Raw genomic sequence first — 13,308 nt, forward strand, 5'->3', positions numbered from 1 at the left:
AATAATAGACACCACTGCCTACAAGTCCATTTTTATCTGTAAAAGTTATATTTGCTGTGCAAGTAATCCAAAACCTGCCAATATGTTTTTTAATGATACAGATTTATTATTTGCACTGCAACTTGCCTGACAAAACACAGAATTTGTAGTTGCCGTGCAAGTATATGGTGATGAGCCGCCACTTACAGATACAGTTCCTGAACCGGATGAAAAAGTATAGCCAGAAGGTGGCGTTAATGTTAACTGATTTTGCTGTGGTGGCTGTTGCTGTGATGATGAAGTTAAAGTGCAAGTTGTGCCACTGCAGCTACCGCTGTAGGTGTAATTTGTGCAAAACTTGCCAATTGCATCTGTTATGGATAATGCCATTACACTATCGTCGTAAGTATTTGAAAGTGGGTATTGCTGGCTTGCAAAAACTCCATTTGAGTTTGTAATTGTATTTGGACTATCAAGCTTGTTGTTTGCACCGCTTGATATGATAACAAAAGCGTCCATTACAGGTGTAGCATTTGGAGCATTGATTGTTCTAACATCGCTTGAGCTAAGCGTAGGATTTTGAGCATAATAATAATTTAGAGCATAAAGCACTGCACAAAAATTTTGTATACTGCTTGTATTTGCAAGGTTCATACTTGTTGGGTTTGCGCCATTTATAGAAATATTTAAAGTTCTTGTATTTAGCGCATAGTAAAATGTATTGCCATACGCATCCTTTTGGAGCCCACCTATTGTAGTATATGGCAGGTAACCTATGTTTTGATTTGAAGCAGTGCCATTTGTGTTTGATGCAGCCATTGGCAATTTGACATTTGCCATAATGTAGCCAATAAGCGTATTGTAGTTTTGGTTTATAAGGCTTTGATTTTGCGTATATTTTTGCTGAGCTATAAGCCCAGGCAGCAAACTTACACCAACGCCAATTAATAAACCAATTATAACAAGCACAATGGCAAGCTCAATTAAAGTAAAGCCTTTTTTCATAAAATATAAATAGCGGCGCAAAGTTTGCACCGCTAAAAATCAAATTTTAATGTGGCTGCTGGTTGTAGAAGTAAAGAAGAGTACCTGTTGTAGTGTTAGCTGTCGGTGTAGTATAAGTACTTGAATTCGTCAAAGCAGCAGATAAAGCAGATGTAACATAACCATCATAAGTATTGGTAGTAACGCCTGTAATTTCATTTGATAAAAGTGTAAACGTAAATGTAGGAGTGGTATTAATAAACCTTACACTACCAGTTGACCAGCTTGAACTATTGCCATCAATCTTGCTTTTTAAGTAATTTGCATAACCTATAGCAGATGGTGTCCATGTAGATGCACTAACAGTTGTACCGCTAACTGTCACTGGAGTAATTACAATAACAGGATATGTAGCACCACTAGTACTATCCTTTATGCTTGAAAACACTATTCCAAGTTGAGTACTGCCTTTTGTAAACGGATTGTTTAAATCAAGTACGCCGTCAATTCCTGCGTTATACATCTCAAGAAGCGGCTTACTATCATTAGTAGTACTTCCTGTCATTGCAGGAAACTGACCTGTCCTGTCATAATAAGCCATTGCTGCAACCTGTGCTTTTTGAACAGGGTTTGTTACGAAATTTAGCATCCTTGCGTTCTGAATTAAATCCTCACCTTTAAGCACTGCTGCTATAATCAAACCAATTACCACAAGCACAATCGCAAGCTCAATTAAAGTAAAGCCTGCATTTTTTGACCTTTTCATATATACCTCCGCATGTATTATATTCTTATTTATCATTATCGGTATATGATTTAATTTGTCAAGTTTTTTTTAAAAAAAGTAAGCAGTCATCCTGAGTGAAACAAAGGATCTACTTGAGATTCTTTCGGACGCTTTGCGCTCCTTTAGAATGACGGTTAGGTCACCCTGCGCGTGTGTGGTTCTTCGCTAACGCTTCAAAAATGACGAGGGGTATCATCCCGAAGCGTTAGCGCCCCAAAAATTAAAATGCCACAGAGTGCAAAGCAATGCTCAAAATATAGCTTGGAAATATTCCAAAAATGATTGTGCCAACAGCACCAATTAATATCGTAGTTTTAAGCAAACCAGAGTTAAGTATACTAAACTCACCCTCTGTATCGCCTTTCATGTACATTGTTACAACTACATTCAAATAAAAGTATGCAGAAATTGCGCTATTTATAACGCCAATAATTGCCAGCCAGTAAAGGTGAGATTGCACAGCTGCAGAAAATAGGTAGTATTTTCCAATAAAGCCCACAGTTGGTGGTACACCTGCAAGCGAAAACATAAATATAAGCATTGCAACACCAATTAGCGGGTATTTGTAGGCTATACCTTTTAGGTTTGCAATCTCTGTATTTGTATCACCTTTCTTGCTTATAAATTCGGCTACAGAAAAAGCACCCAGATTCATAAATAAATACCCAAATAAGTAAAACAATACTGCACCATATCCGAGGCTATTTGCTGCAGTAATACCTACAAGCATATAGCCTGCATGAGATATACTTGAGTAACCAAGCAGTCTTTTTAAATCTTTTTGCCAGAGTGCTACTGTATTACCAAATGTCATGGTCACTGCTGCTATTATCCATAGCATTTGCGTCCACTCAATCTGGATTGGGTGCATACCTACGATTAAAAGCCTCATTAGAGCTAAAATTGCAGCAGCTTTTGGAGCAACTGACATAAATGCGCTCATAGGTGTTGGTGCTCCAGCATAAACATCAGGTGTCCACGCATGGAATGGAAATGCAGCTATTTTAAACCCAAAAGCTATAAAAATCAGCATGAATGCTAGTATACCCAAAGCTTTGTAAATAGCAGCTGCTTTGGTTAAACTTGCACTTATTACATTTAAATCTACACTGCCAAACAAACCATACATTATACCAATACCAAGCACTAAAAAACCAGAAGCAAAAGAACCCAGTATAAAATACTTCATTGCTGCTTCAATGCTTTCTGACTTATTTTTCAAAAATCCCGTCAAGATATACATACCAATAGAAAGTGTCTCAACGCTTATAAACATTACAATAAGATTGTAGGTAGAAGCAAAAAACATCATGGCAACGCTTGAAAATAGTATAATTGAGTAGTATTCTCCGATATTTATATCTTCTCTGTCAACAAAATTAACGCTCATTGCAATAGCTAATATGCCTGCAATAATTATAACAAGGTCGATAAAAAGCGAAGCATTATCCGTTACGATCATACCAACAAACGCACTTGTTGTGCCTGTATCAAACATCATAACACTTACGATACCAGCTAGTATAAATCCCATTAAAGCAATAAATGCGTTTGCACTTTTTTCACCTTTTGGAAGCCATAAATCAACAAGCGTTACAATAAACCCAAAAATGGTCAAAATCAACTGTGGAGCTATGGCTATTAGATCGTTTATACTGTAATATGCTAAAAAATTCATACTCTACCCCTTGAGTCCACTTTTTTTAATTATTACTTTATTATCGAAAGAAACCTTACCGTTTAAATTTGGATTTACATTTGTAATTTTAGTTTGCTCTATTAAATGGTTAACACTTGCATGCATTTTTGATAAAAATGTATTGGGATAAATTCCAATCCAGAATACAAACACAACGAGCGGTACCATGTAAATCCATTCTCTTAAGTTAAAATCCGTCAGTTTTAACAACTTTGGATTTAGAGGTTTTAAAAATACCACGCGTTTGAACATTGTAAGCATATAAACAGCTGCAAATAACCCGCCAAAAGCAGCAATAATGGCAAACACTTTGTGAGACTCAAATGTACCAAATAAAACCATGAATTCGCCTATAAATCCATTGGTTCCAGGAACTGCGATGGATGAAAGCGTAAATATCATAAAAAAAACACTGAAAATTGGAACAAGAGATGCAAGTCCACCGTACTCTGAAATATTTCTTGTGTGCATCCTTTCGTATATTATACCAACAATTAAGAATAGCGCGCCAGTTGATATACCGTGATTAATCATTTGCATAATAGATCCTTCTATGCCAATTGCGCTTAAAGCAAACATACCAAGCATAGAGTATCCAAGGTGCGACACAGATGAATATGCCACAAGCTTTTTAATATCTGGCTGAACCATTGCCACAAATGCGCCGTAGAAAATACCAATAAGTGAAATTATCAAAATAATATCAACAAACTGGTGAGTCATTGATGCAAACATAGGTAAATTAAACCTTAAAAAGCCATATGTACCCATTTTAAGCAAAATACCGGCAAGTATTACAGAACCAGCCGTTGGTGCTTCCACGTGTGCCCATGGAAGCCATGTATGAAACGGCCACATTGGTACTTTGATTGCAAACGCTAAAGCAAAAGCAATAAAAAGCCAGAACTGCAAGTTTGCTGGTAGAGGTTGAGACATTAGTGTTACCATATTGAATGTGTATTCATGATAATATGCATGATGCAAGAAATATAGTGCCATTAATGCAACAAGCATAAATACACTACCAAAAAATGTGTAAAGGAAAAATTTCATAGTAGCAAATACTCTATTTGGACCACCCCAAATACCAATCATTAAATACATTGGAATAAGCTGAAATTCCCAAAAAATATAGAACAAAAAAATATCCAAAGATACAAACACACCAAGCATACCAGTTTGCAAAAGTAATAATACGATATTGAATTCTTTTGTTTTTTGAGTTATACCGCTCCAAGTAGAAAGTTGAGCAATAGGTGATAAGAATGTAGTCAATAACACTAAAAATAAGCTTATACCGTCAATGCCAAGATAGTAATTCATACCTAAAGAGCTAATCCATGGTACTTTTTCAACAAATTGCATCTGGTATGTTGAAGAATTAAAGTAAAAAAACAATGGTAACGATACCAAAAAATCAAGCAACAAAACTATAAATGTTACCCATCTTATTGCAGTTTCTTTTTTGCTATCAATTAATGAAACCAGTAGTGCGCCAATTACAGGCAAAAACACTATAGTTGAAAGAATTGGAAAATGCAGTTGATTCATCTTTTCACCTCACCTTATATAATCCTAACTAAATACCAGCCAGTAAGCAACATCACACCTATTGATATCCAGTAAGCGTAATGGCTTACAAAACCTGTCTGCAGCGTTCTAAACAGCCATCCAATTCTTTTTGATATCCATCCAAATAAATCTACACCGCCATCTATAATTTTTACATCTACAATTTTCCATAAGAAAAACTCAGACACCCACCAAAATGGCTTTACAATAAAGAAATACACAAACTCATCTACATAGTAGGTATTAGCAAGCAACGTATAGATTGGTTTAAATGTATTTGCAATGGACTCTGCTGTAATCCATTTTTTGATGTAGATAACCCATGCTGTAAATATACCAAGCAAGCCCACGCATGCAGAAAAACCCATAAGAAACGCTTCAGAATAGTGGGCTTCATTTGCTACTTCAAGCGTTGGAGCAGTGCGTGCAATAAAAGCTTCAATAGGTATTTCTCCACTTACGTGCAAACCAACCCAACCGCCAATAATCGACAACACACCCAAAACCCACATAGGAATCGTCATTACTTTTGGTGCTTCATGTACATGCAGCTCATGATACAAGTTGGGTACTTTTTCTTCACCATAAAATACTGTAAATACAAACCTAAACATATAAAAAGCAGTCATAAATGCTGTAACTTCACCCACTATCCAAATTATTGGATGTCCCATCTCAAGCGCGCCTGCTAAGATTGCATCTTTGCTAAAAAAACCTGCAAAAGGCGGTATACCAGCAATTGCTAAAGATGCAATAACCATCAAAATAGCAGTTTGGGGCATTTTCTTTTTAAGGCCACCCATTAAATCAATTGATAATAAGCCTCTCATAGAGTGCATAACTGCGCCTGCACCCAAAAACAATAGGCCTTTAAAAAACGCGTGCGTCATTAAGTGAAATATTCCAGCCCAGTATACACCAACACCAACACCAATAAACATATATCCAAGCTGAGATAGTGTGGAGTATGCCAAAATGCGCTTTATATCTTTGTGTGTGAGTGCCATAGTTGCAGCATAAAAAGCTGTAAATGCACCAACTGATGCTACAACTTCCATTGCAATAGGACTCATATCATAGATTGCATTTGATCTTGCAACCATATAAACGCCAGCTGTAACCATTGTCGCTGCATGTATTAAACTTGAAACAGGTGTTGGGCCTTCCATAGCGTCAGTTAGCCATATGTATAATGGAAATTGAGCAGATTTACCCATTGCCCCTAAAAACAAAGCAAGGCCAATAATGGTCGCAGTCTCTGGTGTTAATACCTGATGAACGAATGGAAACACATCTGCGTAAGTTACAGAATGAAAATTAAATAGAATAAACAATACACCGATTATAAAGCCAGCATCACCTATTCTATTTACAACAAATGCTTTTTCGCCAGCATCTGAAGCTGTTTTTTTATCGTACCAAAAGCCAATTAGCAAATATGAGCATAAGCCTACGCCTTCCCAACCAACAAACATCAGTAAATAACTATCACCTAAAATTAAAAGAAGCATTGAAAACACAAATAAATTTAGGTAGGTAAAATACCTTGCATATCCAGGATCGCCCTTCATGTATCCATTTGAATAAATATGTATCATCCAGGAAACAAATGTAACAACAAAAAGCATAACAGCAGATAAAGAGTCTATCCTTAAGCCAAAAGGAACGCTAAACTTACCAAGAGGCATCCATGTAAAATAAACATAATCGTAAATATTACCCAAAATTACCTGCCATATTGGGTAAACTGCACTTAAAAAGCTTAAACCCAAAGCACTTGCCGCAATTATGCCAGCATAATTTTTGGTCCATTTGCCAAATAGACCATTGATTAAAAAACCAATTAGAGGCCAGATAATAATTAGCAACACCAATGTTTTCATATCTTTCCCCTTTTACTTTTTGAGTGTAGTATAATCATTTATATCTACACTCTTCTTATTTTTGTACATCATAGCAGCTATAGCCAAACCCACGGCAGTTTCGCTTGCTGCAACTGCTGCAACAAACAAAAACATAACCTGCCCCGAAATATTACCAGTAAAATATGACATTACAATAAGAGCCATACCGGCACCGTTAATCATTAATTCTAAAGACATCAGGACGATTAAAAAATTTCTTCTTATCATTGCCCCTGTGGCCCCTATTGCAAAAAGCAATACACTAACAAACATATACGCAGCTAACATTTTGCCTCCTAAAGATCCTTCTTTGTAAGTGCAACTGCACCAAACAACGCAATTAAAAGCACAATTGCAGTTATCTCAAAAGGCAACAAATATGATTTAAAAAGCACATCACCAATAGCTTTAACATTACTACCTGCAATTGATAGATTTTTACCCATCTGTGCTGTATTTATTTTAAGCTTTGCTGCTATAACAATAAAATCCAATAGTATACCAATACCAAATAATGCGCCAAAATACGCTTGGTTGTTAAATCTTTTTAAGCTTGCAATAGTTAACCTGTCCATTGTATACATTGCTATTACTATCATTACAGTAATAGCACCAGCATAAACTATTAATTGAAGCATTGCGATAAATACTGCATCAAGCATTACAAAAAGTCCAGCAGAGCCAATAAATGATAATACCATCCACATTGCGGCTCTAAATGGATTTTTTGTTACAATTATACCAAAACCACCACCAACTGCCATTAATGCTAAAATTGCGAAAACTACTATTTCCACACTCATAGGGCACCTTCTTTCTTTTGCAATTTATTGTTATATTCTATCCCAACTTTGATCAAGTCTTCTTTGGTAAAAACAAATTTTTCCCTGTCGTATCCTGCAAGTTCGTATTTATCGCTCATAGATATTGCAAGTTCTGGACAAACCTCAACGCAAAGACCACAAAAACAGCATCTACCTAGATCTATATTGTAAATTGCCGGGCTTTTTGTATGATCTTCGTTTTCTGTGGGTATTATTTCTATGCATTTTGACGGACATACTTCCTCGCAAAGTCCACAATCAATACACTTAATCTTTTGACTTTCTTCGTGCAAATTAAGAGCATGTAGCCATCTGCCACGTTCTGGCACATTGAGCCTTTGAGTTGGGTACTGGCAAGTTACTGCATGCGTAAATAGATATTTTAATGTAACACTTAAACCTTTTCGTAAATCTTTAAATAACATACCAACCTCCTTAAATTATAGGCATATGCACTATCAGTGCAAATCCTGTCCACAGTATATTCAGTACTAGAAGAGGTAGTAGTTTTTTCCAGGCTATATCCATTAACTGGTCATACCTATATCTAGGAAATGTTCCCCAAAACCATGTAAACATAAATATAAATAACAGTACTTTAAGCCAATACCAGACAAATCCAGGCAGTATTGCAGGACCACTCCATCCGCCCAAAAATACTATTGCTGCTAAAGCTGATACTACAAATATAGTTACATATTGACCAAAAAAGAACATAGCCATTTTAAGTCCAGTAAATTCTGTATTAAAACCTGCTACAAGTTCATTTTCGGCTTCTGGTAAGTCAAAAGGCACCCTTGAAGCAGATGCTACCATTGCAATTACAAATGCTACAAATGCAAAAGGCTGATAGAAAATCAACCATAAATGCTGTTGTTGGAAAGTTACAAAATCTGTTAAATTAAGTGATTGTACCATAAGTATGGGATTTAATAAAGCAAGGGCCAAAATTATTTCGTAACTTACAACTTGTGCAATTTCGCGCTGAGCCCCAAAATATGAATATTTATTACCACCTGATGCAATACCTGCAAGCATAACACCAAAACTAGATAAACCCATCATTGCCAAAATGTATAGTAAGTCCACATTGGAATGAAATACGCTAAAGTAAAACATTGTACCATTTGAAAGCTCAATTGGCGGGAAAAACGGTATAGCAGCCGCAGCAGCAAATGGAAAAGTAGGCGCTAAAATAGGAGCTAACCAAAACAGAGGTTTATCTGCCCTTGCTGGTATAACATCTTCTTTAAAAAAACTCTTAATTGTATCTGCTAAAGGTTGAAGTAAACCGTATGGTCCAACCCTTTTTGGTCCAATGCGCTGTTGCATGTGCCCTATAACTTTTCTTTCATACCAAGTAGCATACATAACATACACACTTAAAACTGCAACAAGCAATATTAATTTAACAATACCAATTATTACTTCTATCATTTTAATCCCCCTTGAGCTTTTGTAAGGTTAGCTCTTACTAAATTATTAAAACCTCCCGTTATATTGTATGGATTGGTGTTTTCAAACCATAATTGTGCAGCAAGAACGGACTTTGGCATTTGTTCATCAATTTTTACAGGAAGAGCTATTGACGCTCCATTTGCTTCAATACTTGCGAAATCACCATCATTTAAGCCAATCCTTTGAGCATCTTCTTTGCTTATATGCAAAACTGATTGACTTTGTGCCAGCTTAGCTCCCTCACCATAACCAGAGTAAACAGAAGTCCTAAATTTAGAATAGTTTGCTATAAATACAAATTCACCATCACCTTTAACACTAGAATTTGTATTTATTGTATAAATTTTATCTGCAGGACCATTTAGAGTAATTTTCTTATCTTTTAATTGTAGTTTTGCACTTGAAAGGTTGTATCCCAAATTAGTTGATAGTTTAAATAAAAACTCCCATGCGCAAGGTACATTACACTCTATTGCTTTATTTATCTTATTTACCCTTCCTTCTGCATTAATGAAGGTACCGCTTTGGCTGGTGAAAAAAGGTACTGGCACAATTGCATTTGCTATAAGAGAAGTTTTGCTTTCAAAAGTATCGAATAAAACAATATTTTTTACACTATCCCTTACTATTTTAGCCTCGTTATCGCTCAAAAAACTAAACAAATCTGCATTAAGCAATATTAATGTTTCAATTTTACCTTCTTTTGCAAATTCAAGTAGTCTTTGGATGCTAAATTCATTAGATGAACCGTAATTATTGTACAAAGCACCAAATGCATTATTGTATTTACTTGATGCATAAACTTTTATCTTATCTTTAAGTAAAAGAGCGATATTGGAAACAGCTTTTGCAATTTCTTCGCCATTTGAACGCTCAAGCGCTTCTTGACACACAATAAAAGCTATATTTGAAGCTTTTTTAACTTCTTCCATTATACTTGAAACATCAAATTCGCTACCTGTAAGACTATCAAGACCATCAAGCCCTGCACCATATCCTTCAGATTTTAATGCGAACGCAAAAGAAGTTAAAAAATCAAGTTCCCTTCCGGGTTCATACCTTAGCGGTATAGAACCAAGCGTGTCAATCTTTGTATCTTTCCAGTAGGCACTTATCACTTTTGAAGTTTTAAGTAGTTTTGCACCCCTTGTTATAGACCAGTCAATACGTGGCATCTCGTTTGCAATATCTCCGCCAAAACATATTATAAGATTAGCATCAGAAATATCCGAAAAATCATAAAGTGTATTTACACTTTGAGGCAAGTACTTATAAAGTTTACCTATATGGGTAGACGATAGACTATCTATGTTGTTATTTGACAATGTATTGTTAAAAAACATTTTAAATGCAAGATTGTCTTCGTGCGTTTCTCTTGCGCCACTTATACCAAAAATTTTCTCTTTTGGTGTATTTTTTAAAATTTGAGATAATTCTAATAACATTGCTTCCTGATTTAGCGTTTTTGAATTTAATGAGTAATCCTTAATAAGTCTATCTGATTTACTAACAGAATAATTAAACCTGCCCAAATTGCAAAGGTTTGCCATATTCGGAGTATATTCTTCGCTTGTTACTCTTAGGATCTCATTATTTTTAACATTTAAATCCATCTGACACCCAGAAGAACAAAAACCGCAAGTTGTGGGAACCTTTTCCATTTCCCATGCTCTGGCTTTGTATTTGAATAACTTGCTAGACATTGCACCAGTTGGGCAGACACTCACACATTGACCGCAAAACTCGCAATCTAAAGGTTTACCATCTTTTGTATCAATCTCTTTTCTATCTCCATCTTTTTTTACCAAAGCTAAAATACCAAAATTAACTACCTTGTCGCATACTGCCACGCACCTTCTGCATTGAATACAAAGATTTGCATCATGATGGATAATCTTCCATTCATAGTGTATTGTGCCTTGAGGTATGCTAAGCGGGTCTGTTTGAGCCTCTTTTGGGTTTTCTGTTATATTAAATTCGTAATTTATATTTTGAAGCTCACACTCACCACTTTTATCGCAGACACCGCATTGAAGCGGGTGAAATGTGTCCCACTCATAAATTATCTCTCTCCTTAGCTGATCCAGTACAGGAGAGTTAGTTGTAACCTCCATACCATCTTTTACCTTTGCTGCACATGATAACATGGGTTTTTTCATGCCAGCAATCTCAACTGCACATATTCTACAGGCACCAATGGCGCCAAACCTATCAGAATAGCAAATAGCTGGTATATAGATGCCATTTTCTCTTGCTGCTTGTAAAATACTTTTTTCACTATCCACTTCAAATTCTTTTCCGTTTATTTTAATTTTAACTTTTTTTTCCATAATTCACCTCTACCTATCGCATTCGCCAAAAACAAAATCCAAACTACCAATTACAGAGATAATATCCGCAATATAATGCCCCTTTAACATAACTGGCATGGCACTTAAGTTTATAAAAGATGGTGATCTGATTTTCATCCTATAAGGCACACCTTCACCGTTGGAGTAAATGTAAAATCCTAATTCACCTTTGGGGTTTTCAGCGCCAAAATAAGTCTCTCCAGGCGGTGCCTTAATGCCTTGAACAACCTTTACAAAATGTTTCATTAAAGCATAATTTTTTTTCATTATGTCTTCTTTTGGATCCCATACATATGGGCTATCTTTCATCATTACAGGTCCATCTGGAATTTTTTCTATACATTGCTCTAAAATCCTATTGGACTGAATCATTTCGTCCATACGCACAAGGTAGCGATCGTACACATCGCAATTATGATAAACTGGTATCTCAAAATCCAGCTCAGGATAAACTGAGTATGGCATATCACGCCTTAAATCCCAATCAATACCGGAACCTCTTGTGCAAGGGCCTGCAATTCCCCAGTTAATAGCATCCTGTTTCGAAATATAACCGATACCTTTTGTACGCTTAAGCCATATTCTATTTTTTGAAAGCAAAGTGTGGTATTCTTTTACTTTTGAAGGAAAAAGTTTTACAAATTCTTTTAATTTGTCTAAAAATCCATCTGGCAAATCACGTGCAACTCCACCTATTCTTATATAATTATATGTAAGCCTGTTGCCACATGCCATCTCATACATATCAAGTATATACTCTCTTTCTCTAAAACAATATAAAAATACTGTCATAGCGCCAATATCCAAAGCATGTGTAGCAAGCCAAACCAAATGCGACGCAATCCTTCCAAGCTCAGCCATGATTACACGGATGTATTCAGCTCTTTTTGGAATCTGGCTGCTTATACCAAGCAATTTTTCCACAGCCATTGCATAGGCAAAGTTATTGTTCATTGAAGCTAAATAATCAAGCCTGTCAGTAAATGGCATGAATTGTTGATATGTCATGTTTTCGGCAAATTTTTCAAAACCACGGTGTAAGTATCCTACATCAGGATCCGATTCAACGATTTTTTCACCATCAAGTTTTACAACAAACCTCAAAACACCGTGTGTTGATGGGTGTTGTGGCCCCATATTTACAATGACTTCTCTTTCGTTTTCAACAACATAAGTTTTGTTCATTTTAAACTCCTATTTTTGGACTAAACTAAAAGGCTTTCTTGTATGCCTTGGCCTTTTTAGTTGACCAAGCGGTAAATGCTTATCCAGCCAATCATCGTCTTCTGGTCTGCCTTTTAGAGGGTAATCCTTTCTTAATGGATATCCTGTCCAATCCTGAGGCATTAAAATTCTTCTTAAATCCGGATGATTTCTAAATATTATACCAAACATATCATAGGTTTCCCTTTCGTCCCATGTAGCAGATTTATAAATATCCACAACACTTTCTATATCTTGATTTTCTTTTATATTGGTTTTAACACGTATCTGAAGCTTATGTAAAAGAGATCTGAGCTCATAAACTACTTGAAATCTATATTCAGCATCAATGCCAAAATCTACAGCAGTAACAAATACTAGATACTCAAAATTCAACTCATCATGCAAATATTTTAGACATTCGTGAGCAATATTACTTGAAACAAGGATGCTGTACTCGCCTCTAAACTCACTTGCTTCCAAAACACCATCACCAAACTTACCCTTAACCAACTCTACAACGCTTTGACCATCCATTGCTAACTCC

Annotated in this window: 12 protein-coding genes; all 12 read right to left on the bottom strand. The window is 35.9% G+C overall.

All coding sequences use genetic code 11. From position 1 onward, the window contains the following. Positions 1-45: 45 nt before the first annotated feature. Positions 46-984, bottom strand: a complete 939-nt coding sequence (locus BLQ93_RS06095; RefSeq protein WP_092128946.1) for a type II secretion system protein — start codon at positions 982-984, stop codon at positions 46-48. Positions 985-1,030: 46 nt separating this feature from the next. Next, complete coding sequence (locus BLQ93_RS06100) at positions 1,031-1,729, bottom strand: type II secretion system protein (protein ID WP_092128948.1); 699 nt, start codon at positions 1,727-1,729, stop codon at positions 1,031-1,033. Positions 1,730-1,970: 241 nt separating this feature from the next. After that, positions 1,971-3,428, bottom strand: a complete 1,458-nt coding sequence (locus BLQ93_RS06105; protein WP_092128950.1) for an NADH-quinone oxidoreductase subunit N — start codon at positions 3,426-3,428, stop codon at positions 1,971-1,973. Positions 3,429-3,431: 3 nt separating this feature from the next. Beyond that, positions 3,432-5,000: an NADH-quinone oxidoreductase subunit M gene (locus BLQ93_RS06110; RefSeq protein ID WP_092128952.1), complete on the bottom strand. Its 1,569-nt coding sequence runs from the start codon at positions 4,998-5,000 to the stop codon at positions 3,432-3,434. 14 nt (positions 5,001-5,014) lie between these two features. After that, positions 5,015-6,904 (bottom strand): NADH-quinone oxidoreductase subunit L, encoded by a 1,890-nt coding sequence (gene nuoL, locus BLQ93_RS06115; protein ID WP_092128954.1) that lies wholly within the window; start codon positions 6,902-6,904, stop codon positions 5,015-5,017. A 12-nt stretch (positions 6,905-6,916) separates the two neighbouring features. Continuing rightward, positions 6,917-7,213: an NADH-quinone oxidoreductase subunit NuoK gene (gene nuoK / locus BLQ93_RS06120; RefSeq protein ID WP_025391355.1), complete on the bottom strand. Its 297-nt coding sequence runs from the start codon at positions 7,211-7,213 to the stop codon at positions 6,917-6,919. 8 nt (positions 7,214-7,221) lie between these two features. Next, positions 7,222-7,728 (bottom strand): NADH-quinone oxidoreductase subunit J family protein, encoded by a 507-nt coding sequence (locus tag BLQ93_RS06125; protein ID WP_025391354.1) that lies wholly within the window; start codon positions 7,726-7,728, stop codon positions 7,222-7,224. Then, positions 7,725-8,174, bottom strand: coding sequence for a NuoI/complex I 23 kDa subunit family protein (locus BLQ93_RS06130; protein ID WP_025391353.1), 450 nt, complete (start codon positions 8,172-8,174; stop codon positions 7,725-7,727). Before BLQ93_RS06130 ends, BLQ93_RS06125 begins: the two co-directional genes overlap by 4 nt. A 10-nt stretch (positions 8,175-8,184) precedes the next feature. Continuing rightward, on the bottom strand, positions 8,185-9,186 hold the full coding sequence (gene nuoH / locus BLQ93_RS06135; protein WP_216818752.1) for an NADH-quinone oxidoreductase subunit NuoH: 1,002 nt from the start codon (positions 9,184-9,186) through the stop codon (positions 8,185-8,187). Continuing rightward, complete coding sequence (locus BLQ93_RS06140; protein WP_092128956.1) at positions 9,183-11,537, bottom strand: 2Fe-2S iron-sulfur cluster-binding protein; 2,355 nt, start codon at positions 11,535-11,537, stop codon at positions 9,183-9,185. The genes nuoH and BLQ93_RS06140 overlap by 4 nt, the downstream gene beginning before the upstream one ends. A gap of 9 nt (positions 11,538-11,546) precedes the next feature. Next, on the bottom strand, positions 11,547-12,743 hold the full coding sequence (nuoD, locus tag BLQ93_RS06145) for an NADH dehydrogenase (quinone) subunit D (RefSeq protein WP_025391350.1): 1,197 nt from the start codon (positions 12,741-12,743) through the stop codon (positions 11,547-11,549). A gap of 9 nt (positions 12,744-12,752) precedes the next feature. Continuing rightward, positions 12,753-13,298, bottom strand: a complete 546-nt coding sequence (locus BLQ93_RS06150) for an NADH-quinone oxidoreductase subunit C (protein ID WP_025391349.1) — start codon at positions 13,296-13,298, stop codon at positions 12,753-12,755. Positions 13,299-13,308 lie beyond the last annotated feature (10 nt).

Origin of the sequence: Desulfurella multipotens, assembly GCF_900101285.1 — a bacterium.
Taxonomy (GTDB): Bacteria; Campylobacterota_A; Desulfurellia; order Desulfurellales; family Desulfurellaceae; genus Desulfurella; species Desulfurella acetivorans.